This is a genomic window from Bradyrhizobium sp. LTSP885 (assembly GCF_000938305.1).
Classification (GTDB): domain Bacteria; phylum Pseudomonadota; class Alphaproteobacteria; order Rhizobiales; family Xanthobacteraceae; genus Bradyrhizobium.
The window spans coordinates 16,579-43,110 of record NZ_JYMT01000015.1; the positions used below are offsets into that span (position 1 = coordinate 16,579).

Consider the following 26,532-nt stretch of genomic DNA (forward strand, 5'->3'; position numbering starts at 1 on the left):
AGCGAAACCCATCGCCTCTCCGCGTGGACCCAGTTGATGGGTTTCGCTGCGCTCTACCCATCCGACGATGTCGGTCATTGTGCCAATGAGTGTTGCCGATGCGACACGACGGGCAAATCAGCAAAACCTGTCAATCTCCCGCAGCAAAAATATTTCGCTTTATCCGAATGGCAGCTCAGTGTATGAATCCACCCGTCCCACCCGATTGAAGGGCGAGCGCACGTCACGAACGCGCGGCGGGATGCGGTGGACGCGGATTGCGCAACAGGCGAGTACGCATGAGAATGCAAAGCTCGGGCAAATCATGTCGCGAGCGCGCGGATGTATGACTCACTGACAGCGCAACACATTCGGTGTCGTCCCGGCCTTGAGCCGGGACCCATAACCACAAATGCGAATTGCGTTACGACGCTGGGGCTACAGCCTTCCGCAACAACGAAACCCTGTGGTTATGGGTCCCGGCCTTCGCCGGGACGACGGCGGGAGAGAGTTGTGCGCAGTCGTTCGGTTCGCGCAACGACGCCGCGACTATCGCGACTTCCAGAAATCCACGACGCGCTGTGCAGTGGACGGCATCAGGCGGGCGAAATTGGCCCGCGCGCCTTCGATGTCGGCTGGCGATACAGTCCGGTTCGGCCCGAGCCGCATCAGGATCAACGCGCGCACCGTCGACCATTCCAGGCCGATGGTTTTGCTCGCGATCAGGATCGGATCGTAGCGTTCGCCGCCGATCAGGCGGTCGAGGGTTGCGATCTTCACGCCAGTCATCGCAGCAAGCGCCGCAACGGCCTCCTCGTACTTGAATACCTTGGCGAAGTTGAGCAACGCGCCTTCGGTCAATTGACCGGCGCGATGCAACGCCATCACCGTGCGTTGTGCCTGCGCATAGTCGCGGCGGCTTTCGGCCTGCTCGGTCGCGCCGGTTATTTCGTTCATCGCCTGACTGATCGCAGCCTGCCGCTCCGGCTTGGCCACGGTGAACAGACGGCGGCGAACCACATCGATCGAACCGGCCAGCAGGCTCTTCAGATGTTCCGGCGGAAGGTCGTCGCGGCGGCCGATCTTCAGCGTCAGCACGCCGTCCTGGCCGGCACGCTGGATCAGCGTGGAGAACCCATCATCCGAGAAGGCGGCGCCGGCATTGCCGGCGGCACATCTGATCACATCACGATCGCCACGGCGGACGATGACGTCAGTCAGTGCGATCGAGAGCTTTGGCCGCTCGGCCATTGCAAGCAAATGGCCCTGGCCCTTGGCATTGGCGATTTCGACCAGCGCGGAATCGTCGATGACGGGCGATCGGCGCAGCAGCGGACCTGCGATCGCGATATCGTCCTCGTGCGCGAGCTGGCCGACGAGGTGCCGCGGCGCGTTGGCGAGCAGCGAGAGTCGTTCGGCCAGATCGACCCGTGCGGCGGGTTCGGCATGCGGCACCAGGCTGGTCAGCACGCCATCGAACAGATTGATATGGTCGGGACGGAAATTCGCCGCACCCTGCAGGAACAGCTCGCTGATCCGCCGCGCGGCCTCGGCGCGGCGCCTGGGGTCGCCGCGGCGAACGATCTCATCGAGTTCCGTGATCAGCGCGGGGGCTGTCGTCATGATCCTGTCCAAACCAGCCGGTTCGGCGGGTTTGCGGGCAATCTAGGTGCCGTTCGTAAACGGAGCGTTAGGTCGAGCCTGCCCCGGGAAACCCGCAAAATCACCCGTTCCAAAGCCGGGAGGCCTTGCCGGATCGTGGCAAAAGCGCTATATCGGCCGCAACTTATGGTTCTCATACGATCGCGTATTGAGAGTGGGCCCCTCGGGACCCGCTCTTTTTTATTACCTGAAGGGACCCGGCAGGGCCGGGCCTCGTTTGGGTAGCGTTAGCGGCCCCTTAAGGCCCACCGAGCAACACGACAGACCAGACCGCCTTTGACATTCGATATGACCGATCCGACCGCCACGTCCGTGGACGCCGAACTGCTCTCCGAGCCGCGGCTCGTCATCGAGCCGGGTGTGGCAGCGCGCGTGGCTGCCGTCGCGGCTCCCGTGCTGCAAGGCATGGGCTATCGTCTGGTGCGCATCTCGGTGTCGGGCGGCGCCGGCTGCACGGTGCAGATCATGGCGGAACGGCCCGACGGCACGATACAGCTCGAGGATTGCGAGGCGATCTCGCACGCATTGTCACCGGTGCTCGATATCGCCGACCCGATCGAGCGCGCTTACCGCCTCGAAATCTCCTCGCCCGGCATCGACCGCCCGCTGGTACGCCGCTCCGACTTCGAGCGCTACAGCGGCAATCTGGTGAAGATCGAGATGGCGGTCGCGCATCAGGGCCGCAAGCGGTTCCGCGGCATGCTCGGCGGCATCGAAGGCAATGCGGTGCACTTGCGGCGCGACGACGCGCGCCCTGCCGAAGACCCTGAGGTCCTTCTGGTGATGGAGGACATTTCGGAAGCGCGGCTGGTGCTGACCGACGAATTGATCGCGGAATCGATGCGCCGCGGCAGGGCCGCAGAGCGCGAATTGCACCGCAAGCTTGGCCTCATGCCGCCGCAACCGGCCCACGCCAAGAACAGCGATCCGTCGATAAATTTCAAGCCGAAGCCGAAGCCAAAGCCCGGCAAGAAACCGGCCCCGACCAACACCAAAGAACACCGTCTGGCCGCCGTGCGTGCGCGCCGAGGCGAGACCGATCCATTCGAAGGAGACTAAGCCATGGCAGTCAGCGCCAACAAACTCGAACTGCTGCAGATCGCAGACGCAGTTGCGCGCGAAAAGTCGATCGACCGCTCCATCGTGATCGCGGCGATGGAAGACGCCATCGCGAAAGCGGCCCGCGCCCGCTACGGCAGCGAGACCGACGTCCATGCCGAGATCGACGCCAAGAAGGGCGAGCTTCGGCTATCGCGCCACATGCTGGTGGTCGACATCGTCGAGAACTCGTCGAACCAGATTTCGCTGGCCGACGCGCAGCGCGCCAATCCGGGCGCCCAGGTCGGCGACACCATCGCCGACACCCTGCCGCCGCTGGAATATGGCCGCATCGCCGCGCAATCCGCCAAGCAGGTGATCGTGCAGAAGGTGCGCGAGGCCGAGCGTGACCGGCAGTATCAGGAATTCAAGGACCGCATCGGCGACATCGTCAACGGCATCGTCAAGCGCGTCGAATATGGCAGCGTGATCGTCGACCTCGGCCGCGGCGAAGCGATCGTCCGTCGTGACGAGATGCTGCCGCGCGAGGTGTTCCGCAACGGCGACCGCGTCCGCGCCTATATTTTCGACGTCCGCCGCGAGACCCGCGGGCCGCAGATATTCCTGTCCCGCACCCATCCGCAGTTCATGGCAAAGCTGTTCGCGCAGGAAGTGCCTGAAATCTACGACGGTATCGTCGAGATCAAGGCGGTTGCCCGCGATCCCGGCTCGCGCGCCAAGATCGGCGTGATCTCCCGCGACTCATCGGTCGACCCGGTCGGCGCCTGCGTCGGCATGCGCGGTTCGCGCGTGCAGGCCGTGGTGAACGAGCTGCAGGGCGAAAAGATCGACATCATTCCGTGGTCGCCCGATATCGCGACCTTCGTCGTCAACGCGCTGGCGCCGGCCGAGGTCGCCAAGGTCGTGATCGACGAGGACCGCGAACGCATCGAAGTCGTGGTTCCCGACACCAACAACCAGCTCTCGCTGGCGATCGGCCGCCGCGGCCAGAACGTCCGTCTTGCCTCGCAGCTCACCGGCTGGGACATCGACATCCTGACCGAGCAGGAGGAGTCGGAGCGCCGTCAGGCCGATTTCGAGAATTCGACGCGGGTGTTCATGGAAGCGCTCAATGTCGACGAAGTGGTCGGCCAATTGCTGGCCTCCGAAGGCTTCACCTCGGTCGAGGAACTCGCGCTGGTCGACATCAAGGAGCTCGCCGGCATCGAGGGCTTCGACGAGGAGACCGCCACCGAACTGCAGACCCGCGCCCGGGAATATCTTGAGCAGCTCGAGGCCGAGCTGGAGTCCAAGCGCAAGGAACTCGGCGTCGACGACGACATGAAGACGGTTCCCGGCGTCACCTCGAAGATGCTGGTGAAGCTCGGCGAGAACGACGTGAAGACGGTCGAGGACCTCGCCGGCTGCGCCACCGACGATTTGGTCGGCTGGACCGAGCGCAAGGAAGGCGCCGAGCCGACCAAGCATGCCGGGTTCCTCGACGGCATCGAGATTTCGCGCGACGAGGCCGAGGCGATCATCATGCAGGCCCGTGTCAAGGCCGGCTGGATCACCGAGGCCGACCTCGCCAAGCCTGCTGCTGCAGAGGCTGAGGCTGAGGCCGACGCCGACGCAACGGCTTAAAGGAGATGCCGAACGGATGCTCGCATCAGCTGACCCCGATCTCGACGATGGGCCGCGGACCGGTAGGTCCGCGACCACGCGGATGTGCGCGGTCAGCCGCGAGGTGCATCCGATCGACGAACTGATCCGGTTTGTCGTAGCCCCCACGGGCGAGGTGATCCCGGATCTCAAGCGCAAGCTGCCGGGCCGCGGAATGTGGGTTTCCGCATCGCGGCGAAGCGTTGCGGAAGCCGTCCGTCGTCACCAATTTAGCAAGGGATTCAAGCGCGATGTCCGCGTCGCGCCGACCCTCCCCACTGACACCGACGCACTCCTGGTGCGCAGCCTCACCGAGGCACTGGCGATGGCCGCCAAGGCCGGCCAGGTCGTTTCGGGCTTCAGCAAGGTCGAGGACGCGCTCAAGGCGGGCCAAACCGCAGCCCTGATCCACGCTTCCGACGGCGCTGCCGACGGAATCCGCAAATTGGACGCGATCGCCCGGCAAAGGGACGAAAAACGTGGTGAATCGCCGGTAATCGCCGCCGTCAATGTTTTGACGTCGGAAGAATTGGATTTGGCACTTGGGCGGTCAAATGTGATACATGCTGCCCTGCTCGCGGGCCCGGCGAGCAAGACGTTCCTGTCGCGCTGCCAGATGCTGGTTCGATACCGGATGGCCGACGACGACAAGACCGCCGAAGCGGCCAGAAATTCCAGAGCTTGATCCAGGAAGGCGGAGATCGCCTTTCCGACTGGATCACGCTCAATAAAAGACGACGCGTTGAAGGATTTGTGCGGGAAACGCACAGTGAAACGAGATTAGGACTGCTGAATGGTTGATACCAAATCCCCTGGCGACAAGACTCTGAGTGTTCCGACCAAGACGTTGTCGCTGAAGCCGCGCGTCGAGACGGGCACCGTGCGCCAGAGCTTCAGCCATGGCCGGACCAAGCAGGTCGTGGTCGAGAAGCGCGGCAAGCGCCGCGTCGGTGGCGATGGCCCCGGCGAGACGCACGCTCCGGAACCCGTGGTTGCAAAGCCTGCACCGCCCCCGCCCGCCAGGCCACCGGCCGGCCGGCCCGGTGGCGCGTCAGGTCAGCCGCAGCGCAATGCCGGATCGGGCGTCGTGCTGCGCACGCTGACCGAGGATGAGCGCTCCGCACGCGCCAGCGCGCTGGCCGACGCCAGGCAGCGCGACGTCGAGGAACGCCACCTTGCCGAAGAAGAAGCCAAGCGCCGCGCTATCCGCGACGTCGCCGAAAAGGCCGAGCGCGAGGCCGCCGAAGTCCGCCGCAAGGCGGAAGACGAGCGCCATCGCCACGAAGAGGAGGCCAAGCGCAAGGCCGAGGTCGAAGCCAAGCGCCGCTTTGGCGAAGGCGAGGCCAAGCCCGGAGCGTCGGCCACCACCAGCACCGCGCCCCGACCGACAACCAGTTCTACGCCGGCCCGCACCACGACGTCTGCGCCGGGCCGCACCACGACATCCGCGCCCGTGCGCACCACGGCCGCCGCGCCGGGAAGGCCGCCGGCGGTTGCCGCCGAGGCGGAGGAAGATGAAGCTCCGCGTCTGGTGCGCCGGCCCGGCGGCGCCGTGCGCCCCGTCGTTGCGCCCAAGCCCACCCAGAAGCCCGCCCCGCAGAAGCAGCGCGGCCGCCTCACCGTCGTCACCGCGCTCACCGCCGACGACGTGCGCGAGCGCTCGATCGCCTCGTTCCGCCGCCGTACCCAGCGTCTGAAGGGTCATGCCGCGAACGAACCGAAGGAAAAGCTGATCCGCGAGGTGGTGATCCCCGAAGCGATCACGATTCAGGAACTCGCCAACCGCATGGCGGAACGCGCGGTCGAGGTCATCCGCATGCTGATGAAGCAGGGCGCGATGCACAAGATCACCGACGTGATCGACGCCGACACCGCGCAGCTGATCGCCGAAGAATTGGGCCACAGCGTCAGGCGCGTCGCCGCCTCCGACGTGGAAGAAGGCCTGTTCGACGTCGTCGACAATTCCACCGATACCGAGCCGCGTTCGCCCGTGGTCACCGTCATGGGCCACGTCGACCACGGCAAGACCTCGCTGCTCGACGCGCTGCGCCACGCCAACGTGGTCTCAGGCGAAGCCGGCGGCATCACCCAGCATATCGGTGCCTACCAGGTGACTTCGCCAGAAAGCGGCAAGAAGATCACCTTCATCGATACGCCGGGCCACGCCGCGTTCACCGCGATGCGCGCCCGCGGCGCCAAGGTCACCGACATCGTGATCCTGGTGGTCGCGGCCGATGACGGCGTCATGCCGCAGACCATCGAGGCGATCAATCACGCCAAGGCGGCGAAGGTGCCGATGATCATCGCCATCAACAAGATCGACAAGCCCGACGCGAAGCCCGAGCGGGTGCGCACCGAGCTGCTGCAGTACGAGGTGCAGGTCGAATCGCTCGGCGGCGACGTCGTCGACGTCGAGGTGTCCGCCAAGAACAAGACCAATCTCGACAAGCTCTTGGAAATGATCGCGCTGCAGGCCGAAATCCTCGACCTGAAGACCAATTCGGAGCGTCCGGCGGAAGGCACCGTGATCGAAGCCAAGCTCGATCGCGGCCGCGGTCCGGTCGCGACCGTGCTGGTCCAGCGCGGCACGCTGCGGGTCGGCGACATCGTCGTCGCCGGCGCCGAGATGGGCCGGGTCCGCGCTTTGATCAACGATCAAGGTGAAACCATCGACGAAGCCGGACCGTCGGTGCCGGTCGAGGTGCTCGGCTTCAACGGCCCGCCGGAAGCCGGCGATCGTCTGGCTGTCGTCGAGAACGAAGCCCGCGCCCGCCAGGTCACGAGCTATCGCGCCCACCAGAAGCGCGAAAACGCCGCGGCCTCGATTTCCGGCATGCGCGGCTCGCTCGAACAGATGATGTCGCAGCTCAAGACTTCGGGCCGCAAGGACTTCCCGCTGATCATCAAGGCCGACGTGCAGGGCTCGCTGGAAGCGATCCTGGGCTCGCTGGAGAAGCTCGGCACCGACGAAGTCGCAGCCCGCATCCTGCATGCAGGCGTCGGCGGCATCTCGGAATCCGACGTCACGCTGGCGGAAGGCTTCAACGCCGCCATCATCGGCTTCTCGGTCCGCGCCAACAAGGAAGCGGCGGCCGCGGCCAAGCGCAACGGCATCGAGATCCGCTACTACAACATCATCTACGATCTGGTGGATGACATCAAAAAGGCGATGTCCGGCCTGCTCGCGCCGACGCTGCGCGAAACCATGCTGGGCAACGCACTGATCCTGGAAGTGTTCAACATTTCCAAGGTCGGCAAGGTCGCGGGTTGCCGCGTCACCGACGGCACTGTGGAGCGCGGCGCCAATGTTCGCCTGATACGCGACAACGTCGTGGTGCACGAGGGCAAGCTTTCGACGCTGAAGCGCTTCAAGGATGAAGTGAAGGAAGTGGTTTCCGGCCAGGAATGCGGCATGGCGTTCGAGAACTACGGCGACATGCGTGCCGGCGACGTGATCGAATGCTACCGCGTCGAGACGATCCAGCGCTCTCTGTAAGTCCAAATCTTACGAAGCGCCTGGTTCATTAGCTGAAAATGCCGCGGCGTGGCCGGACCTGGTCCGGCCTCCCGCGCATTGCCTGATTTGAAAATTTGGGAATCGATGCCCGTGGTCGGCCGCGGGCATCACGATTTTGGAAGAAGATCATGCCCCGCCAAACCAAGAGCACCGCCTCCGGCGGCTCGCAACGACAATTACGCGTCGGCGAAACGGTTCGCCATGCGGTTGCCGATATTCTGTCGCAAGGTGACGTTCACGATCCGGATCTCGAAGGCCACATCATCACCGTTCCCGAGGTGCGTATGTCGCCGGACCTGAAGCTCGCCACAGTCTATGTGATGCCGCTCGGCGGACGCGACACCGACGTCGTGATCGCCGCGCTCGAGCGCAACAAGAAATTCCTGCGCGGCGAGATCGCGCATCGCGTTAACCTGAAATTCGCACCTGACATTCGCTTTCGCGTCGATGAACGATTCGACGAAGCGGAACGTATCGAGAAATTACTGCGAACACCTGCGGTGCAGAGAGACCTCGCACCCGATTCGGACGACGAGTGATGACTGTGACGACGACCAGCAGCGCGATCGACGCTGATGATGCCGACAAGCGCGACGCCGAGCGGAATATTTTTTCCGAAGCGCGCGGCGACGAGCAGCGCCGGGTGAACAACGATCCGCGCCCGAGGCAGGGCAAGCAGAACCAGCAGCCGCGCCGCGACAAGCGTGACGTGCACGGCTGGGTCGTGCTCGACAAGCCGATCGGCATGACCTCGACGCACGCGGTCGCGGTGCTCAAGCGGCTGTTCTCCGCCAAGCGCGCGGGCCATGCCGGCACGCTCGATCCGCTCGCCTCCGGCGGCTTGCCGATTGCCCTGGGTGAAGCCACCAAGACGGTGCCGTTCGTGATGGACGGCCGCAAACGCTACCGCTTCACGGTGTCGTGGGGCGAGGAGCGCGACACCGACGACACCGAGGGACGCGCCGTCAAGACCAGCGAGGTCAGGCCGACCGCCGATTCGATCCGCGATCTGCTGCCCCGCTTCACCGGGGTGATCGAGCAGATCCCGCCGCAATATTCGGCGATCAAGGTGCAGGGCGAGCGCGCCTATGATCTGGCGCGTGACGGCGAGACCGTGGAACTGAAGCCCCGCCCGGTCGAGATTCACGAATTAATCCTTGTGGAACATGGAGATAACGGCCAATCCGTGTTCGAGGCCGAGTGCGGCAAGGGAACCTATGTGCGGGCACTGGCCCGCGATATGGGCCGGATTCTTGGCTGTTTCGGCCATATCTGCGCGCTGCGGCGGACCCTTGTCGGCCCGTTCACGGAAGCGGACATGATTCCGCTGGAACAGTTAGAGGCTTTATGCAATAGAGCCGCGTCGGGCGAGGGCAGCCTCGCCGACGCGCTTTTGCCCGTTGAGACCGCGCTGGACGACATCCCGGCACTGGCCGTCACACGGGCTGATGCGGCAAGGCTCCATAGGGGCCAGGCCGTTTTGTTGCGCGGACGGGATGCGCCCAATACTAGCGGCACAGTCTATGTCACGGTGGCAGGCCGGCTTCTGGCCCTCGCCGAAATTGGCAATGGCGAACTCATCCCCAAGCGCGTGTTCAACCTGAACGGACTGACTGCCAGTCCGGTTCGCAACAATGAAAGTGTTTGACGATGTCGATTACCGCCGAACGCAAAGCGGAAGTCATCAAGACCAATGCCAACAAGACCGGCGACACCGGTTCGCCCGAGGTCCAGGTCGCGATCCTGACGGAACGCATCACCAACCTCACCGAGCACTTCAAGACCCACGTGAAGGACAATCATTCACGCCGCGGCCTCCTGAAGCTCGTGTCGACGCGTCGTTCCCTGCTCGACTACATCAAGAAGAAGGACGAGGCGCGCTACAAGGCGCTGCTCGAAAAGCACAACATCCGTCGTTGATGTTGAGAAGCACGCGCGCGCGGTTCGCGCGCGTTTTCGTATGATCTTCCGGAAAAGCGGACTTTCGAATTGTCGAAAGATGATCATGCGCACTAGCGTCCAGCAGCAATCCGGCCGCCGGACGGGGCAAGATGCCCAGATGACCGAAGGGATGGAAGCCATCCGAAATCCAAAGACCATGGCAGGATCGCCGGATACTGATCGCCAGATCGCGTCAGTATCTAGCCGTCTTGCGCATGGTCTTTGCGTTTCAGGCTCCGTGCCTTCGTGAAACCATGAAAGAAGACCAAAATGTTCAACAAGCATTCTGTCGAGATCGACTGGGGTGGACGTCCCCTCAAGCTTGAAACCGGCAAGATCGCCCGCCAGGCCGACGGCGCCGTGGTGGCGACCTATGGCGAGACCGTGGTGCTCGCCACCGTCGTGGCGGCGAAGACGCCGCGCGAAGGCGTCGACTTCCTGCCGCTCACGGTCGACTACCAGGAGAAGACCTATGCCGCGGGCCGCATCCCCGGCGGCTATTTCAAGCGCGAAGGACGCCCGACCGAAAAGGAGACGCTGGTCTCCCGCCTGATCGATCGCCCGATCCGCCCGCTGTTCGTCGACGGCTGGCGCAACGAGACCCAGGTGATCGTCACCGTTCTCTCCCACGACATGGAGAACGATCCTGACATCGTGGCGCTGGTGGCTTCGTCCGCCGCGCTGACCCTGTCCGGCGCACCCTTCAAGGGCCCGATCGGTGCAGCACGCGTCGGCTTCGCCAATGACGAATACGTGCTCAACCCGACGCTGGACGAGATGACCGAAACCCAGCTCGACCTCGTCGTCGCCGGCACCGCCGACGCCGTGCTGATGGTCGAATCGGAAGCCAAGGAGCTCAACGAAGACGTGATGCTCGGCGCGGTCATGTTCGGCCATCGCCACTTCCAGCCGGTCATCAACGCGATCATCGAGCTCGCCGAGAAAGCCGCCAAGGAGCCGCGCGAGGTCATCACGATCGACAATTCGGCGATCGAGAAGGAAATGCTTGGTTTCGCCGAGCAGGACCTCCGCAAGGCCTATGCGCTCCCGGTGAAGCAGGAACGCTATGCCGCGGTCGGCAAGGTCAAGGAAAAGGTGCTCGCGCACTTCTTCCCGGAAGGCCAGGAGCCGAAATACGACAAGCTGCGCGTCGCCGGCGTGTTCAAGGAACTCGAAGCCAAGATCGTCCGCTGGAACATCCTCGACACCGGCAAGCGCATCGACGGCCGTGACGCCAAGACCGTGCGCAACATCGTCGCCGAAGCCGGCATCCTGCCGCGCGCCCATGGTTCGGCGCTGTTCACCCGCGGTGAGACCCAGGCGATGGTCGTGACCACGCTCGGCACCGGTGAGGACGAGCAGTACATCGACGCGCTGGCGGGAACCTACAAGGAAACGTTCCTGCTGCACTACAACTTCCCTCCCTACTCGGTCGGTGAAACCGGTCGCCTCGGCGGCACCAAGCGCCGCGAGATCGGCCACGGCAAGCTCGCCTGGCGCGCGATCCATCCGGTGCTGCCGCCGCATCACGAGTTCCCCTACACGGTGCGCGTCGTCTCGGAGGTCACCGAGTCGAACGGTTCGTCGTCAATGGCCTCGGTCTGCGGCGCCTCGCTGGCGTTGATGGATGCGGGCGTGCCGTTGAAGCGGCCGACCGCGGGTATCGCGATGGGCCTGATCCTCGAAGACAAGCGCTTCGCGGTGCTCTCGGACATCCTCGGTGACGAGGATCATCTCGGCGACATGGACTTCAAGGTCGCCGGCACCGAGCTGGGCATCACCTCGCTGCAGATGGACATCAAGATCGAGGGCATCACCGAGGAGATCATGAAGGTCGCGCTCGGACAGGCCAAGGACGGCCGCATCCATATCCTGGGTGAGATGTCCAAGGCACTGACCGCCGCGCGTGCCGAGCTCGGCGAATATGCGCCGCGCATCGAGACCTTCAAGATCGCCACCGACAAGATCCGTGAAGTGATCGGTACCGGCGGCAAGGTGATCCGCGAGATCGTCGAGAAGACCGGCGCCAAGGTCAACATCGAGGACGATGGCACCGTGAAGGTCGCCTCCAACGATGGCGAGGCGATGAAGGCTGCGATCAAGTGGATCAAGTCGATCGCATCGGATCCGGAGATCGGCCTGATCTATGACGGCACCGTCGTCAAGGTGATGGAGTTCGGCGCTTTCGTGAACTTCTTCGGCGCCAAGGACGGCCTGGTCCACATCAGCCAGCTCGCTTCGGCGCGCGTGCAGAAGACCTCGGACGTCGTCAAGGAAGGCGACAAGGTCAAGGTCAAGCTGCTCGGGTTCGACGATCGCGGCAAGACCCGGCTCTCGATGAAGGCGGTCGACCAGCAGACCGGCGAAGATCTCGAAGCCAAGCAGAAGACCGACGGACCGGCGCCCCGCGAAGCCGCCGGCGAGTAAAGTCTGATTGGAACGAAATGACCAAGGGCGGCCGAAAGGCCGCCCTTTTGTTTGTTACGATGCTCCGGCGATGCGCGATTCCGACGCAGCGTCACAATGACCGTCTTCGAAACTGCGTACGGTGTCTCGCGCGTATTTCGCTGCGCTCTGTCGACGACGGACCCATAGCTTCAGGTGAGGAGAGAAATGATGACATCCCTATCCCGGCGCCAGCTTGTGTTAGCAGCAACCACGGCGGCAGTGGCCGCCGCCGCTCCGCGCTTCGTGTTCGCGCAAGCAACGACGCCATCGGCGGCCGCGCCGTTCTCGGTCCCGCTGCTGACTTATCCGACGACCGCGTTCGAACCGCACATCGATGCCAAGACGATGGAGATCCATCACGACAAGCATCACCAAGCCTACGTCACCAATTTGAACAATTTCGTCAAGGACAATCCGCAGATCGCCGACAAGCCGATCACGGATGTGCTCGTCAATCTTGCTAATTTGCCGGAATCGGTCCGCACCGGCGTGCGCAACAATCTGGGCGGCCACGCCAACCACACGATGTTCTGGCAGATCATGGGACCGAACGGCGGCAAGCCGGATGGCGAGGTGCTCGCCGCGATCGAGCGCGACCTCGGCGGCATCGAGAAATTCCAGACCGACTTCAACGCAGCCGGCGGACGCGTGTTCGGCTCCGGTTGGGTCTTCGTCACGGTAACCAAGGACGGCAAGCTCGCGATCGAGACGCGGCCGAACCAGGACAACCCGATCATGGACGGCAAGCGCGCGTTGCTCGGCAACGACGTCTGGGAACACGCCTATTATCTGACCTACCAGAACCGCCGGCCGGACTATCTCAAGGCGTGGTGGAATACGGTGAACTGGAAGGCCGTCGGCGAGCGCTATGCGGCGGCAAAGGCCGGGACGCTCGGCGTCTGAGCCCGGCTGCGCGGCTCGCCAGCCGCGACGTCATCCGGTAAACTGAAAGCCACGATCAAGGCCTCGCGGGAGATCGCGGGGCCTTTCGCACCATGAGACATCCACGATGACGCTCCCCACCATTCGCCCCGCCCGGCCGGACGAATATGACGAAATCGCCCGCGTCTGGATGGAGAGCTGGGTCTCGACTGGCCTCGCCGAGGCCAGCGATGTCCTGCTGACCGCTCTGCGCGCACGCTTGCGCGAAGAGGTCGAAAGCGGCTGGAGCCTGTTCGTCGCCGAGGATCAGGCAACGCTTGCCGGCATGCTGGCGCTGCATCTCTCCGACAACTACCTCGACCAGCTCTTCGTCGCGCCGGCCTATCACGGCAGAAGCGTCGGGCGACAGCTGCTTGCCTTCACACGCCAGCTCTTGCCCGACGAAATCTGGCTGCGCTGCGCGGTCGGAAACGAAAAGGCGTGGCGCTGGTATGAGCGCGAAGGTTTTGTGTTTGAGGGGGAGAAGCTCAATCCGCTGAACGGTCTGATGATGAAGTACTATCGGTGGAAGAGGCGATAAGCGCTGCGGCTCGCCTTGCGGTGCCGGGGCGCACGCTCTAGTTTAGCAGCCAGTCGCATCAACTTTCATTCGTCAATCATGTTCCGTCGTTTCGTCGCCACCGCCGTCCTCGCCTCATGTTTTGCCGCCGCGGGATGGGCCCAGTCTCCTCCGGCATCGCCTACACCGTCCGCCCCGGTCAAACCGGCCGCCAAGAAGGCGGCGCCGAAGGCCACGGCGGCAGCGAAGCCACCGGTTGTCGCGGAGACCGGTCCGTGCCGGCTCGGCGTGATCTCGGTGCTCGGAAATCAATTCGCCGTGCAAAAATACGGCGTGACCATCTTCGGGAACGAATCGATCATCGTTCCGATCGACTGGGGGCTCGACGACCTCGTCTTCGCGCGGGTTCGCGCGGCGACCGGCAATGATCCCGCTGTCCGCAGGATCAGCTATCCGAGGGGCGCCTTCGACCCGTTCTACCATCCGAAGCCGCATTTGCTGCCGGATCCAAGCGAGGGCATCCCGGCGATCGTGCAAAGCTTTACAGCCAGTGCGAACTGCGAACGCTATCTCGTCGTGACCAAATTCAGGTTGCATCCGCGGGACACCAACCTCAGTCTCGACGGCATCGGCACCTATAATCAGGGCCTCGGCTCGATGCTCAGGCACTCGCATGTGTTCGCCAATGTGGCGCTGACACTGCTCGACGGCAGGAGCTATGCGAGGATCGACCGCACGCTGGCGACCATGGGCAACCGGTTCTCCGAAAGCATGAGAATGACGGAAAACCCGTTCAAGCATCTCGACAATTCGGACTTTCCCGAGCTTCCCGAGGCTGCGGCCTCCAGCGCGACGCTGCGCGAGAAGACCCGCGGCCTCGTTGCGGAACAGATCGACAAGGCGATGCCCGCCTATCTCAAGGATGAATAGATCGACATGATCAAGCTCTATTGGTCGCCGCGCTCGCGCTCGTTCTCCGCCATCTGGCTGCTGGAGGAATCAGGCCTAGCTTACGAGCGCGTGCTGACCGACATCAATACGGGCGCGCAGAAGGCGCCGGACTTCCTGAAGATCAACCCGATGGGCAAGGTGCCGGCGCTGACCGATGGCGACGCCGGGCTCGCCGAGGCGGCTGCAATCTGCGCCTACATCGCCGACCGCTATCCCGAGACCAAACTGGCGCCCGCCACGGATGATCCGAAGCGCGCGCGATACCTGCAATGGCTGTTCTTCGCGCCTGGTTGCATCGAGCCGGCATTGATCCAGCTCTTCAGCAAGCTCGAGGTGCCCGCGCGCATGGCGGCGTGGGGCAGTGCCGAGCAGGTGTTCGACGTGCTCGACAGCGAACTTCAGAAGGGGCCGTGGATCCTCGGCGACCAGTTCTCCGCCGCCGACATCACGATCGGCTCAGGGCTGAACTTCGCGGTGCGCGCCTTCAAGATGGTGCCACCACGGCCGTCATTCGACGCCTATATCGATAGGTGCGCGGCACGGCCCGCATTCCAACGCGCGGAGACAATCGCGGCAGGGTAGCCTCGCCCGGATGGAGCGAAGCGCAACCCGGGAGTCTTCGGTCGATTAAGATGCTCGGATTGCGCCTTATTTGGTCTGAATTACGAACGTGAGTCGAACGAATTGGATTTCAAATAGCTTCGGCTTTCGGCGAAAAGAACTCGAAGAACATTCGTATTTCCTCGATCTGCTTCTTGTTGAACAATTTCTTTGGTATGCCGTCTGGCGTGCCGAAGTGCTGTACCGCAAACTGGATACTGGCGTAATAGCTTGCCCTAAACGCCTGCTTGACTATCCGAGATTGAATATCAAAAAATCTGAGGAAGGACCAAAGTTCGAGCTGCCCCCACCGCGTCCGAATGTCGAATTTTTCGCTCGTTGTGAGACCGTGTACCAGCGCGTTCCTGTTCGCCAAAAAGAGTTGAAAATTGGCCTTGACCAAAGGTTCGATTTCCCAAGCTTCCTCTATGCAGCGCAGCATATTTCCTAGCGTCTTCTTCTTCCACCCATTCCTTAAATCATCGATCGTCGTGTACTGGCTTTTCTGCTTCCTTGAAATTCCCAAAAGGAACGATTTAGCAATGTAATCTTCGATCTGCTGGCAACGTACTAGAGACATTCCAAGGGCTGTAATGAGATGAATTTCAGATCCGGGCCACATATCCTCGTCGTGATACTCCAGCCCGGCAGTCGCCTCTAGCTCATCAAGCGCTTCTTGTCCGATATCCCTGACTCTCCTCATGCTGCACGGTACGTACTCGTCAACCTCGTAGACCACATCTGCAAGAAGCATCTCCTCTTGACCTTTAATCGTCCTGAAATTAGCTCCTAGGTGTTCGAAGAATCTCTTTCCGTATACGTACCAAGGCCACGGTCTTTCCTTGAATTCTTTCCCTCGCCGATAGGCTCGCACCGCGCGTTCAGTGACGCGCATGATCCTTGTGGCTTTGACCTCGTCCGGGTCAAAACCATTCATTTCGCATTCTACCGAGCAAGCACTTCGGCTGTTTCGCGCAACAACGAAACAATCTTCGTAGCCATCAGACTCGACCCAATAAAGGTGCCAGTGAATTGGGCGCTTAGTCATCGAGGAATGCTCGCTTGAATTTGCGCGGGATAGCATTCCTACTTAATAGACCTTCGGAGTAGCCTTGCCCCGTCTCCAATACCATGAAGATTGCTTCCGAGCGGTTTAGCCCGTGACGACGCGTGGATCCACGTCCTGCGTGTAGTCGACGCCGTCGATGCCGAATCCGAACAGGCGCAGGAACTGGCTCTTGTATTCGCCGAGGTCCGCCAATTCGCCGAGCGTTGCCGTGGACAGCAGCGGCCAGCGTCGCGACACTTCTGCCTGAACCTCGGGCGACAACTCCCAGTCGTCGACTCTGATGCGCTGCGCCTCGTCAAGTTCGACGTCAGCGCCAAGGCGGGTCCGGAACAGGCGATCGATCTGTTCGATACATCCTTCGTGGAGCCCGAGCTGCTTCATGACCTTGAACAGCACCGTGCCATAGAGCGGCACCACCGGAATGGCTGAACTGGCCTGGGTGACCACCGCCTTCAACGCCACTACGCGGGCCGCGTCGGGGCCAAGCCGGCCGCGAATCGCTTCGGCCTTGCTGTCGAGATCTACCTTGGCGCGACCGAGAGTGCCGTTCCAGTAGATCGGCCAGGTCAATTCGCTGCCGATATAGGTGTAGTTGAGCGTCCGGAAGCCCGGCGCCAGCACACCGGCGTCCGCGAGCTGATCGATCCAGCGCTTCCAGTCATCGCCGCCCATCACCACGACCGTGGCGGCCGTTTGATCTTCGCTTGCCGGCTCAAGGGTCATCTGGAAGACCTCGCCAGTCTCAGTGTCGAGGGTCTTGATCTCGACCGGAGCGCCGAGCGGCTTGATGACCGAGCGATGGGTCGTGCCGGTGTCCGGGTCGGTCCTGGCAGGAGCGGCCATACTGTAGACCAGCAGGTCGAGCTGCCCAAACTTCTCACGCACACTTGCGATGAAGGTCTTCTTCATCTCGTCGGAAAACGCATCACCCTCGAGCGTGAGCGGCGACCGTCCGATCTTCCGAGCCTCGATCTCGAAGGCGCGGTTGTTGTACCAGCCGGCGCTGGCCGTTCTCTTTTCCGAAGGCTCGCGCTCCAGCGATACGCCGATGGTGTCTGCGCCGCCGGCGAAGGTCGCGACAATGCGGCTCGCGAGGCCGTAGCCCGTTGAACAGCCCAGCACGGCGACACGCTTAGGGCAGTTCGCAATCGAACCGTTGCGGAGCACATAAGCGATCTGGTCGCGGACATTAGTGGCGCAGCCAACAGGGTGCGCCGTCGTGCAGATGAAACCTCGCACGCGCGGTTCGATAATCATGCCCACTCCGTTTCGGATCGTCGCAAAGTCGCCAAAGACGTCAGGACGACATCAAGCGTCCAGCCGCCTGAACACCAGCGTCGCGTTGGTGCCGCCGAAACCAAACGAGTTCGACAGCACGGTCGTGAGCTTGGCATTGTCGATGCGCTTACGCACGATCGGCATGTCGGCGAAGATAGGGTCGAGCTCGGTGATATGGGCGCTCTCGCAGACGAAGCCGTTGTTCATCATCATCAGCGAGTAGATAGCCTCCTGGACGCCGGTGGCGCCGAGCGAATGGCCGGTCAGCGCCTTGGTCGCCGAGATCGGCGGGCACTTGTCGCCGACGCCGAACACCTTGCGGATTGCCTCCATCTCAGGCGGATCGCCGGCCGGCGTCGAGGTCGCGTGCGGATTGATGTAGTCGATCGGTGTGTCCACCGTCGCGATCGCCATGCGCATGCAGCGCTCGGCGCCCTCACCCGACGGCGCTACCATGTCGTAACCGTCGGATGTCGCGCCATAGCCGACGATCTCGCCGTAGATCTTCGCGCCGCGCGCCTTGGCATGCTCGAGCTCTTCCAGCACCACGACACCCGCGCCGCCTGCGATCACAAAACCGTCGCGGCTGATGTCGTAGGGGCGCGACGCGGTGGCCGGCGTATCGTTGTATTTCGAGGACATCGCGCCCATGGCGTCGAACAGCACCGACAGCGTCCAGTCGAGTTCCTCGCAGCCGCCGGCGAAGATGATGTCCTGCTTGCCGATCTGGATCGTCTCATAGGCATTGCCGATGCAATGGTTCGACGTCGCACAGGCCGAGGAGATCGAATAGTTCACACCCTTGATCTTGAACCAGGTCGCGAGCGTTGCGGATGCGGTCGACGACATGCCCTTGGGCACCGCGAACGGGCCAACCCGCTTCGGCCCCTTGGTCCGCGCGATGTCGGCAGCTTCCACCAGGGTCCGTGTCGATGGTCCGCCCGATCCCATGATGATGCCGGTGCGGATATTGGAGACTTCGTTCGCCTCGAGGCCGGAGTCGCGGATCGCCTGTTCCATTGCGACGTGATTCCAGGCGGCGCCTTCGGCGAGGAACCGCATCGCGCGGCGATCGATCATCTCTGATGGATTGAGGGTCGGTGCTCCGTGCACCTGCGAACGGAAACCAAGCTCCGCGGCCTTTACCGCACGCGTGATGCCCGACTTCGCCTCGTGAAGGCTCGCAAGCACTTCCTGGGTGTTATTACCGATGGACGAGACAATCCCCATCCCCGTGACGACAACCCGCCTCATGTTCGCCTCGCCCTACCGTTATTCTCTCGCATGATGATCCCGCTCAAGATGGATCCGTGCCCTGCTTGAACAATCCGACCTTCAGATCCTTGGCGCGATAAATAATCTCACCGTCCATGGAAAGCCACCCGTCTGCGATTCCAAGCACAAGCTTTGACCGCATCACGCGCTTGATATCGATATTGTACACAACCTTGCGCACGTGCGGCAGCACCTGGCCGGAGAACTTCAACTCGCCAAGGCCGAGCGCGCGGCCGCGACCTTCACCACCGACCCAGCCGAGGTAAAAGCCGACCATTTGCCACATGGCATCGAGGCCAAGACAGCCTGGCATCACCGGATCGTTCTTGAAATGACAGCCGAAGAACCAGAGATCGGGCTTCACGTCGAGCTCGGCGCGCACCAGCCCCTTGCCGTACTCGCCGCCGGTTTCCGAGATCTCGCTGATGCGGTCAAACATCAGCATCGGCGGCAGCGGCAGCTGGGCGTTGCCGGGACCGAAAAGCTCGCCCCGGCCGCAAGCCAGCAAATCTTCGTATTCGTAACCGCCGCGCCGATCCAGCATCCTATTCAGCCTCTCAAATATCCCGATGAAGCGCTGTTGCCGGAGCCGGACCCCTCTTCCCACGGAACGGGGAACATCCCGTCCGTTGGCGCTACCTGGGTACGCTGCCGACCTTGGTCTCTCTGCCGTAAGCGCATATGTGGTCCGCGCGCTCTCTAACATAGGCCCAACAAGGCGGCAAAGCGCGATTCAAGGGAGAAATCATGGCCTCTCCATGGGTTTCGCCTTTACCTTGGATTCGTTCTAGTTGCGAAAAACTTGCATCTGATGGCCATCCTTTTTATATTTATCGGGAATATCGTCCGAGTTAGGTGCATAGAGTGGATATGAACGACGAAGTATCGGTTTTGAACGATGACGCCGTGCACCCGGCTGCGCGGAGCGCTGGGCATCACCCGGCCCTGACCGGCTGCCCCTGGCATGACGTCAACGAGATGCTGCAGGCCGCAGGCCTTCGGCCGACCCGGCAGCGCATGGCGCTGGGCTGGCTGCTGTTCGGCAAGGGCGCCCGGCATCTGACCGCTGAAATGCTGTACGAGGAAGCCACGCTTGCCAAGGTGCCGGTGTCATTGGCGACTGTCTACAACACGCTCAACCAGCTGACCGATGCCGGCCTTTTGCGCCAGGTCAGCGTCGACGGCACCAAGACCTATTTCGACACCAACGTGTCGGCGCACCACCACTTCTATCTCGAGCACAATCACGAGCTGGTCGACATTCCCGACCCGAACCTGATGCTCACCAAGATGCCCGAGGTGCCCGAAGGCTATGAGATCGCCCGCGTCGACATGGTCGTACGGCTGCGCAAAAAGCGCTGATCATCTCACCGCCGATTTGAAATGTTGATGGCCGGGCTCTGTCCCGGCCATTGTCGTTTTGGGAGGCATCGTCATTCCGGGATGGTGCGCAGGCACCAGACCCGGAATCTCGAGATTCCGGGTTCGATGCTCGCGCATCGCCCCGGAACGACGCTTCGCGTCATTCCACCTTCTCGTCGGCGTAGACGCCCCACAAGCGCTGCTGCTCGATCCAGCCATCGAACCCGGTGCCGGAGACCCGGCACCAGTTGTTGGCGCATTTCTTGACCTGCGTCACCACACCGGCCTGCAGCCGCGCCGCGATCGCACTGGTGGCGTCGGGGCGATCGTAGACCGATGCGAGATCGTCCTTGTTCTTCATCGTGACGACGGCCGTGCGGCGGCCGGACAGCAGGGAGTGATAGACCCAGCCTTCGGCGCCCTCGGAATCGCGCACCCGGCGCCAATTCTCGAATTCAGCGGTGATTTCGACCGGCAGGCCGGATCTTGTGTAGACCCAGGCGACATCATTGTCCTTGGTCGGGCCGGCCCTGACGTTCACATGATCGGATTTCAGGCTAACATAGCGCGGGATCGGCAGTCCGCTCGTGGTCGGGCTCGCCTCCTTGGCCGAATGGCCGGGCATCACCGACGCACCCAGCATGCACCCGACCAGTGCCGCCAACGAACCGAAACGCCAGAACGCCACCATCAACTCGTCTCCTGTCGAGATGACCAACCCGCATTCGGCGAGTTGCAACCCAAACCCAAGCCTGAAACCCAGACCCCGTCACCGCCCTGTCCGTTCCCCGACCTGCGATTTCCGAGGGGTTCTTGTCTTGGCCCGGCCTTCTGCTAGAGAGGACGGAACGCTTAAGAACCAGACGCCCGAACTTTCCCCGGCAATGCCAGGGCAAGTATCCGGGAACCCAAGGAAACGCGAAGGAAACGCCGGGACAGCGCGGCTATCTGCAGTGTCGAACAACCGGGTTAATGAGGTCTCAACGGCTTGAACTTTGGCAAGCCGCGCGCCTCATGAGAGCAGGACATGTCGGTAAAGAAAAAGCCTCTCGTCGTCGTCACCCGCAAGCTGCCGGACTCGATCGAGACCCGGATGCGCGAGCTGTTCGATGCCAGATTGAATCTCGACGACACGCCGATGACCGCGGAACAGATCGCGGAAGCCGCGCGCAGCGCCGACATATTGGTGCCGACGGTGACCGATCTGATCAGCGAGGACATGATCAGCCAGCCGGACTGCAAGCTGAAGATGATCGCCAATTTCGGCAACGGCGTCGACAATATCGACGTCGCGGCGGCGCATGCACGCGGCATCACCGTGACCAACACGCCGAAAGTGCTGACCGAGGACACCGCCGACATGACGATGGCGCTGATCCTCGCGGTGCCGCGGCGGATGATCGAGGGCGCCTCGATCCTGACTGAAGGCAAGCAGCACTGGGCGGGCTGGTCGCCGACCTGGATGCTCGGCCACCGCATCGGCGGAAAACGGCTCGGCATCATCGGCATGGGCCGGATCGGCCAGGCGGTGGCCCGNCCCGCCGCGCCCGCGCCTTCGGGCTGCAGATCCACTATCACAACCGCCGTCCGGTGGCGCCGAAGATCGCCGACGAGTTGGGGGCGACCTATTGGGAAAGCCTCGACCAGATGCTGGCGCGGATGGACATCATCTCGGTGAACTGTCCGCACACGCCGGCCACTTACCATCTGCTCTCGGCACGGCGGCTGAAACTGGTCCGGAAAGAGGCCTATATCGTCAACACCGCGCGCGGCGGAGTGATCGACGAGGACACGCTGATCAAGCTGATCGAAGCCGGCGAGGTCGGTGGCGCCGGCCTCGACGTCTATGAGCACGAGCCCGCGGTGAACCCGAAGCTGGTGCGGCTGGCGCGGGCCGGCAAGGTGACGCTGTTGCCGCATATGGGCTCGGCCACCATCGAAGGCCGCGTCGAGATGGGCGAGAAGGTCATCATCAATATCCGCACCTTCCTCGACAATCACAAACCGCCGGATCGCGTGCTGCCGAGCATGCTGTAACTCTCGTAGCCCGGATGAAGCCAACGGGTCGCGCGAACGCGCGCCCGATGACAGACTCCGCGAAATCCGGGACAGCGTCACCCGCGGATATGACGGCCCCGGATTGCGCTTCGCTGCATCCGGGCTACAGAAGCGCGCGTCCTGATGCCTAAGCGTGCCCGCTCAGATCGGTGATGCCTGGAGCATCACCGTTGAGCGGGTTCTCCGGATCGCGCGCGTAGCGCAGGGTTTCGAACCGCATCGCGCGCGCATCGACCATCAAAAGACGGCCGACCAGGCTCTCGCCAAAGCCGACGATCTCGCGGATCGCCTCCAGTGCCATCATCGACCCCAAAATGCCGGCGAGCGCGCCCATCACGCCGGCCTCGGCGCAGGCCGGCACCGTGCCCGGCGGCGGCGGCTCCGGAAACAGGCAGCGATAGGTCGGGTTGAGATCGCCTTGCGCGTTCCTCTCATGCGCGCGGATCGTGGTCAGCGAGCCATCGAACTGGCCCAGCGCCGCCGTGATCAGCGGCTTGCCGGCGAGAAAGCAGGCGTCGGAGACGAGATAGCGGGTCTCGAAATTATCGGAGCCGTCGAGCACGAGGTCGTAGCTCGCGATCAGCGGCAGCGCATTGTTCGCATCGAGCCGCACCGGATGGGCCTCGAACGCCACATGCGGATTCAGTGCATGGATCTGCGCGCCCGCGCTGTCGACCTTGCGCTTGCCGATGTCAGGCGTCGCGTGGATGATCTGGCGCTGCAAATTGGACAGCGACACGATGTCATCATCGACGACGCCGAGCCTGCCGACGCCGGCGGCAGCCAGATACATCAGCACCGGCGCGCCGAGACCGCCTGCACCGATCACCAGCACCGAGGCCTGCTTCAGCGCGTTCTGACCGGGGCCACCGACCTCGCGCAGCACGATGTGGCGGGCGTAGCGTTCGAGTTCGTCGGCACTCAGCATATGACTTCCTGGGGCGCCGTTCCCTGAACCGGGGCGCTGTTGTTGCCGACCAAGCAGATGTGCTTAATTGCGTGGACGTCAATGGTGTCAGTCTTTCCCTCCGGGTTTGTCATGAGATCGGTGCTTTCGGCAACATTGCTGGTCGCGACCATGGGCGCAGCGCATGCCCAGATGACACCGCCGTCGACCGCCGGCGCCAAGCCGAAGGTCGTGACGACCGTCCCGGTCCGTCCCGCGCTGCAGAAGCCGGAAGACACCGCGAACGCGATGGCGCAGGCCGAGCGGCTGGCGTTGCAATCGGACCTCGCCTGGGTCGGCGAATATAACGGCGCCATCACCGGCGACGTCAGCGACCGCATGGTCAATGCGATCAAGGAATTCCAGAAGAACCGCGGCGGCAAGCCGACCGGCGTGCTGAACCCGCAGGAACGCGGCCTGCTCGCCGACACCGCGCGGCGGCGGCAGGAGAATGTAGGCTGGAAGATCGTCACCGAGCCCGCCACCGGCGCGCGCCTCGGCATTCCGACAAAACTGGCGCCGCAGCTCACCAGCGATGCCTCCGGCGCCAAATGGACGTCGTCGACCGGTACCATCCAGATACAGCTGACGCGGCGCAAGGAGGCTAGCCCGACCACCGCGAAACTCGCCGAGCGCGAAAAGAAGGAACCAGCCGGCCGTACCATCGACTATACCGTGGTGAAGCCGGATTTCTTCGTGCTCTCAGGCATGCAAGGCCTGAAGAAGTTTTATCTGCGCGGCACCTTCAGGGGCGACGAGGTGCGCATCCTCACCATCCTCTACGACCAGGCGACCGAAAATACCGTCGAGCCTGTCGTGATCGCGATGTCGAGCGCGTTCAATGCGTTCCCGTCGGGCGTGCAGGCCGGTCCGCCGCCGCGCAAAACGGTGGACTACGGCACCGGCGTCGTGGTCAGCGACGACGGCGCCGTCGTCACCGATCGCGTGGTCACCGACGAGTGCATCGCGCTGACGATCCCGGGCTACGGCCATGCCGATCGGGTCGCCGAGGACAAGGAGCACGATCTCGCGCTGCTGCGCATCTATGGCGCGCGCGGGCTGAAGCCGCTCGATATCGCAGGCAATGCAACAAAGACGGCGCTCGACATCACCGGTATCGCCGATCCGCAGAACCAGGGCGGCGCCGCGGCGGCGACCAGCGTGAAGGCGTCCGTGGCGCAGATCGGCGGCGGCGGCGACGCGGCGTTGTCACCGGCGCCCGCGCTCGGCTTTTCCGGCGCGGTGGCGGTCGACAGCGATGGCAAGTTTGCCGGCATCGCATTGCTGAAGCCGGTACTCGTCGCGGGTCCCGCAAACGCGACACCGCCGGCGCAGGCCGCGCTGGTGCCGGCAGACACGGTGCGGGACTTCCTCAAGGCCAATGGCGTGACGCCGTCAGGCGGAACCGCTGACGCGAAGGCGGCTGTCGTCCGCGTGATCTGCGTCAGGAAATAAGTTCACCTCGCCCCGCTTGCGGGGAGAGGTCGGATTGCATCGACAGATGCAATCCGGGTGAGGGGGTACAGGTCTCACTGCCATCAGAACTCGTGGAAGCAGCCCCTCACCCCACCCTCTCCCCGCAAGAGCGGGGCGAGGGAGCCTAAGCAGCCTTCATCACCTCAACGCGAACCGCACACCGGCACGGGCAAGGCCGCCCGCGATGCCGATCGGGGTGCCGTCGGCGCGCCAGCAGGCTGCGCCGGACATGCGGCCATCATCGTGGAACTGGATCGCGTTCATGCCGCCGGCGACCGTCGACACCACCTGCACTCTGTGGCCCTTCGCGGTGAGCGCGGCGCGGACCGCCTCCGGCACCGCCTGCTCGACCTCGAGCGCATTGCCCTCGGTCCAGACCCGCGGCGCCTCGACCGCCTCCTGCAGGCTCATGCCGTGATCGATCAGATTGATCAGCGCCTGCATCGCGCTCGGGAAGATGCGCTTTCCTCCGGGCAGGCCGAGCGCGTAAACCAGCTTGCCGTCGCGTAGCGCCATCATTGGCGACATCGACGTCGTGACGCGCTTGCCTGAAGCCAGCGACAGCGCGTGTCCCGGCCGCGGATCGAACAGGTTCATGTAGTTGTTCGGCACGGTGCCGAGGCCCGGAATCAGGATCTTGGCGCCGAACAGATTGTTGATGGTCTGCGTAGTCGCGACCACATTGCCCATCGCATCCGCCGCGGTCATGTGCGTGGTATGCGCGCTTTCGAGCTGCGTCACGCCGGCGCTCCAGGCTTGCGCGCGATCAGGATCAATCGCGCGGCGCCGCTCGTCGGCATAGGCCTTTGAGGTCAGCCGCTCGACCGGCACGTTGACATAGGCCGGATCGCCGCTTGCGGCCGCGCGATCGGCAAAGGCGATCTTCAGCACCTCGGCGAGATAATGGATGGTCTGGGCCGAGCCAAAGCCGAGGCCTGCGATGTCGTAGCCTTCGAGGATGTTGAGCATCTCGGTGATATGCACGCCCGACGCGGCCGGCGGCGGCGGCCCGAGAATCTCCCAGCCGCGATAGTCGGCGCGGATCGGCTGCCGCTCGACGGTTCTGTAAGTCGTGAGATCTTCGCGGGTGATGAAGCCGCCGTTCTTTGTCATGTAATCGACGAGGATGTCACCGAGCGGGCCCTGATAGAGCGCATCCTCGCCATGCTCAGCGATATAGCGCAAGGTCTCCGCATATTCCGCCTGCACCACACGCTCGCCGGGTTTTAGTGGCGTGCCCTTGGGCAGATAGATCGCCGAGATCGGCTTGTCTTTCAGCATCTCCGCGGCACCATCGGTGATGCATTCGTGCAAATAAGGCGTCGCCGCATAGCCGCGCGACGCATGCTTGATCGCAGGCTGCATCACATCGGCGAGACTCATGGTGCCGAAGCGACGCAACGTTTCGCACCAGGCCTTCAGCGAGCCGGGAACCGCGACCGCCTTCGGTCCATTGAGGTTCTCATTGCCGACAGTGTCGAACACATCATGCGCCGAACCGGGCTTGGAGGTGTAGGTATCCGGCCGCACCGCCTTCGGCACGGTGCTCTGCCCGTCGATGAAACGGTGGCTGCCGTCGACCAAACGAACATGCGCCATGCCGCCGCCGATGATGCCGACCATCATCGGCTCGACCACGGTCAGCGTGAACAGAGTGGCAATCGCGGCATCGATGGCGTTGCCGCCGCCAGCGAGCATTTCGGCGCCTGCAGCTGACGCCAGCGGATGATTACTCACCACCATGCCACGACTGCCGCTGGCCGGCTGCTTCTGACATTGAAAGCTCGTCGCCGCGCGATCGCGCCAGTTGCCGCTCATGAGCTGTCCTC

General features: G+C 63.3%; 23 protein-coding genes and 1 pseudogene. 16 read left to right on the forward strand and 8 right to left on the reverse strand.

Annotated elements, in window-relative coordinates; translation table 11 throughout:
• Nucleotides 1-528: 528 nt before the first annotated feature.
• A complete protein-coding gene (locus UP09_RS09415) occupies nucleotides 529-1,602 on the reverse strand; it encodes a DUF2336 domain-containing protein (protein ID WP_044537863.1) in 1,074 nt (357 codons plus the stop codon).
• 327 nt (nucleotides 1,603-1,929) lie between these two features.
• Between UP09_RS09415 and rimP the strand changes: the two genes are divergently transcribed.
• The 12 genes from rimP (at nucleotide 1,930) to UP09_RS09475 (ending at nucleotide 15,221) form a co-directional block, all read left to right on the forward strand.
• The gene (rimP, locus tag UP09_RS09420; protein WP_044537864.1) at nucleotides 1,930-2,700 is read left to right on the forward strand and encodes a ribosome maturation factor RimP; all 771 of its coding nucleotides are present in this window, start codon (nucleotides 1,930-1,932) and stop codon (nucleotides 2,698-2,700) included.
• 3 nt (nucleotides 2,701-2,703) lie between these two features.
• The gene (gene nusA, locus UP09_RS09425; RefSeq protein ID WP_044537866.1) at nucleotides 2,704-4,323 is read left to right on the forward strand and encodes a transcription termination factor NusA; all 1,620 of its coding nucleotides are present in this window, start codon (nucleotides 2,704-2,706) and stop codon (nucleotides 4,321-4,323) included.
• 16 nt (nucleotides 4,324-4,339) lie between these two features.
• Complete coding sequence (locus UP09_RS09430) at nucleotides 4,340-5,026, forward strand: RNA-binding protein (RefSeq protein ID WP_044537867.1); 687 nt, start codon at nucleotides 4,340-4,342, stop codon at nucleotides 5,024-5,026.
• 108 nt (nucleotides 5,027-5,134) lie between these two features.
• Nucleotides 5,135-7,837: a translation initiation factor IF-2 gene (gene infB / locus UP09_RS09435; RefSeq protein WP_044537868.1), complete on the forward strand. Its 2,703-nt coding sequence runs from the start codon at nucleotides 5,135-5,137 to the stop codon at nucleotides 7,835-7,837.
• Nucleotides 7,838-7,986: 149 nt separating this feature from the next.
• Nucleotides 7,987-8,397: a 30S ribosome-binding factor RbfA gene (gene rbfA, locus UP09_RS09440; RefSeq protein WP_044537869.1), complete on the forward strand. Its 411-nt coding sequence runs from the start codon at nucleotides 7,987-7,989 to the stop codon at nucleotides 8,395-8,397.
• Entirely contained in the window at nucleotides 8,397-9,506 is a 1,110-nt protein-coding gene (gene truB, locus UP09_RS09445; protein WP_044537870.1) for a tRNA pseudouridine(55) synthase TruB, read from the forward strand. Before rbfA ends, truB begins: the two co-directional genes overlap by 1 nt.
• A gap of 2 nt (nucleotides 9,507-9,508) precedes the next feature.
• Nucleotides 9,509-9,778 (forward strand): 30S ribosomal protein S15, encoded by a 270-nt coding sequence (gene rpsO / locus UP09_RS09450; RefSeq protein ID WP_044537871.1) that lies wholly within the window; start codon nucleotides 9,509-9,511, stop codon nucleotides 9,776-9,778.
• Between the two features lie 291 nt (nucleotides 9,779-10,069).
• On the forward strand, nucleotides 10,070-12,226 hold the full coding sequence (gene pnp, locus UP09_RS09455; RefSeq protein WP_044537872.1) for a polyribonucleotide nucleotidyltransferase: 2,157 nt from the start codon (nucleotides 10,070-10,072) through the stop codon (nucleotides 12,224-12,226).
• Nucleotides 12,227-12,415: 189 nt separating this feature from the next.
• Nucleotides 12,416-13,150, forward strand: a complete 735-nt coding sequence (locus tag UP09_RS09460; RefSeq protein ID WP_044537873.1) for a superoxide dismutase — start codon at nucleotides 12,416-12,418, stop codon at nucleotides 13,148-13,150.
• A 106-nt stretch (nucleotides 13,151-13,256) separates the two neighbouring features.
• Complete coding sequence (locus UP09_RS09465; protein ID WP_044537874.1) at nucleotides 13,257-13,709, forward strand: GNAT family N-acetyltransferase; 453 nt, start codon at nucleotides 13,257-13,259, stop codon at nucleotides 13,707-13,709.
• A gap of 78 nt (nucleotides 13,710-13,787) precedes the next feature.
• The gene (locus UP09_RS09470) at nucleotides 13,788-14,618 is read left to right on the forward strand and encodes a hypothetical protein (protein WP_044537875.1); all 831 of its coding nucleotides are present in this window, start codon (nucleotides 13,788-13,790) and stop codon (nucleotides 14,616-14,618) included.
• A 6-nt stretch (nucleotides 14,619-14,624) separates the two neighbouring features.
• Nucleotides 14,625-15,221 carry a glutathione S-transferase family protein gene (locus UP09_RS09475; protein ID WP_044537876.1) on the forward strand — a complete coding sequence of 199 codons (597 nt, stop codon included), beginning with the start codon at nucleotides 14,625-14,627 and terminating at the stop codon, nucleotides 15,219-15,221.
• A gap of 109 nt (nucleotides 15,222-15,330) precedes the next feature.
• Here the strand turns inward: UP09_RS09475 and UP09_RS09480 are convergent, their stop codons facing one another.
• From UP09_RS09480 to fabA, 4 genes are all read right to left on the reverse strand, one after another.
• Complete coding sequence (locus UP09_RS09480) at nucleotides 15,331-16,176, reverse strand: hypothetical protein (RefSeq protein ID WP_044537877.1); 846 nt, start codon at nucleotides 16,174-16,176, stop codon at nucleotides 15,331-15,333.
• A 216-nt stretch (nucleotides 16,177-16,392) separates the two neighbouring features.
• Nucleotides 16,393-17,565 (reverse strand): enoyl-ACP reductase FabV, encoded by a 1,173-nt coding sequence (fabV, locus tag UP09_RS09485; protein WP_044537878.1) that lies wholly within the window; start codon nucleotides 17,563-17,565, stop codon nucleotides 16,393-16,395.
• A gap of 51 nt (nucleotides 17,566-17,616) precedes the next feature.
• Nucleotides 17,617-18,840 carry a beta-ketoacyl-ACP synthase I gene (gene fabB / locus UP09_RS09490; RefSeq protein ID WP_044537879.1) on the reverse strand — a complete coding sequence of 408 codons (1,224 nt, stop codon included), beginning with the start codon at nucleotides 18,838-18,840 and terminating at the stop codon, nucleotides 17,617-17,619.
• A 43-nt stretch (nucleotides 18,841-18,883) separates the two neighbouring features.
• Complete coding sequence (fabA, locus tag UP09_RS09495) at nucleotides 18,884-19,405, reverse strand: 3-hydroxyacyl-[acyl-carrier-protein] dehydratase FabA (RefSeq protein ID WP_044537880.1); 522 nt, start codon at nucleotides 19,403-19,405, stop codon at nucleotides 18,884-18,886.
• A gap of 326 nt (nucleotides 19,406-19,731) precedes the next feature.
• Here fabA and irrA point away from each other — a divergent pair, with 326 nt between their 5' ends.
• Nucleotides 19,732-20,223, forward strand: a complete 492-nt coding sequence (gene irrA, locus UP09_RS09500) for an iron response transcriptional regulator IrrA (RefSeq protein WP_044537881.1) — start codon at nucleotides 19,732-19,734, stop codon at nucleotides 20,221-20,223.
• 160 nt (nucleotides 20,224-20,383) lie between these two features.
• On the opposite strand, the gene UP09_RS09505 is transcribed toward irrA, so the two are convergent.
• On the reverse strand, nucleotides 20,384-20,911 hold the full coding sequence (locus UP09_RS09505; RefSeq protein ID WP_044538011.1) for an SH3 domain-containing protein: 528 nt from the start codon (nucleotides 20,909-20,911) through the stop codon (nucleotides 20,384-20,386).
• 339 nt (nucleotides 20,912-21,250) lie between these two features.
• On the opposite strand from UP09_RS09505, the gene UP09_RS38450 reads away from it, so the two are divergent.
• On the forward strand, nucleotides 21,251-21,759 hold a 509-nt coding region (locus UP09_RS38450), incomplete at its 3' end, for an NAD(P)-dependent oxidoreductase (protein WP_283806001.1).
• Nucleotide 21,760: 1 nt separating this feature from the next.
• Nucleotides 21,761-22,260 (forward strand): annotated as a pseudogene (locus tag UP09_RS38455) (2-hydroxyacid dehydrogenase); the annotation flags it as partial.
• A 148-nt stretch (nucleotides 22,261-22,408) separates the two neighbouring features.
• Here UP09_RS38455 and UP09_RS09515 read toward each other — a convergent pair.
• Nucleotides 22,409-23,209, reverse strand: a complete 801-nt coding sequence (locus UP09_RS09515) for a HesA/MoeB/ThiF family protein (protein WP_044537882.1) — start codon at nucleotides 23,207-23,209, stop codon at nucleotides 22,409-22,411.
• 111 nt (nucleotides 23,210-23,320) lie between these two features.
• Here UP09_RS09515 and UP09_RS09520 point away from each other — a divergent pair, with 111 nt between their 5' ends.
• Nucleotides 23,321-24,682 carry a serine protease gene (locus UP09_RS09520; RefSeq protein WP_044537883.1) on the forward strand — a complete coding sequence of 454 codons (1,362 nt, stop codon included), beginning with the start codon at nucleotides 23,321-23,323 and terminating at the stop codon, nucleotides 24,680-24,682.
• Between the two features lie 159 nt (nucleotides 24,683-24,841).
• Here UP09_RS09520 and ggt read toward each other — a convergent pair whose 3' ends face one another.
• Complete coding sequence (gene ggt, locus UP09_RS09525) at nucleotides 24,842-26,521, reverse strand: gamma-glutamyltransferase (RefSeq protein ID WP_044537884.1); 1,680 nt, start codon at nucleotides 26,519-26,521, stop codon at nucleotides 24,842-24,844.
• Nucleotides 26,522-26,532 lie beyond the last annotated feature (11 nt).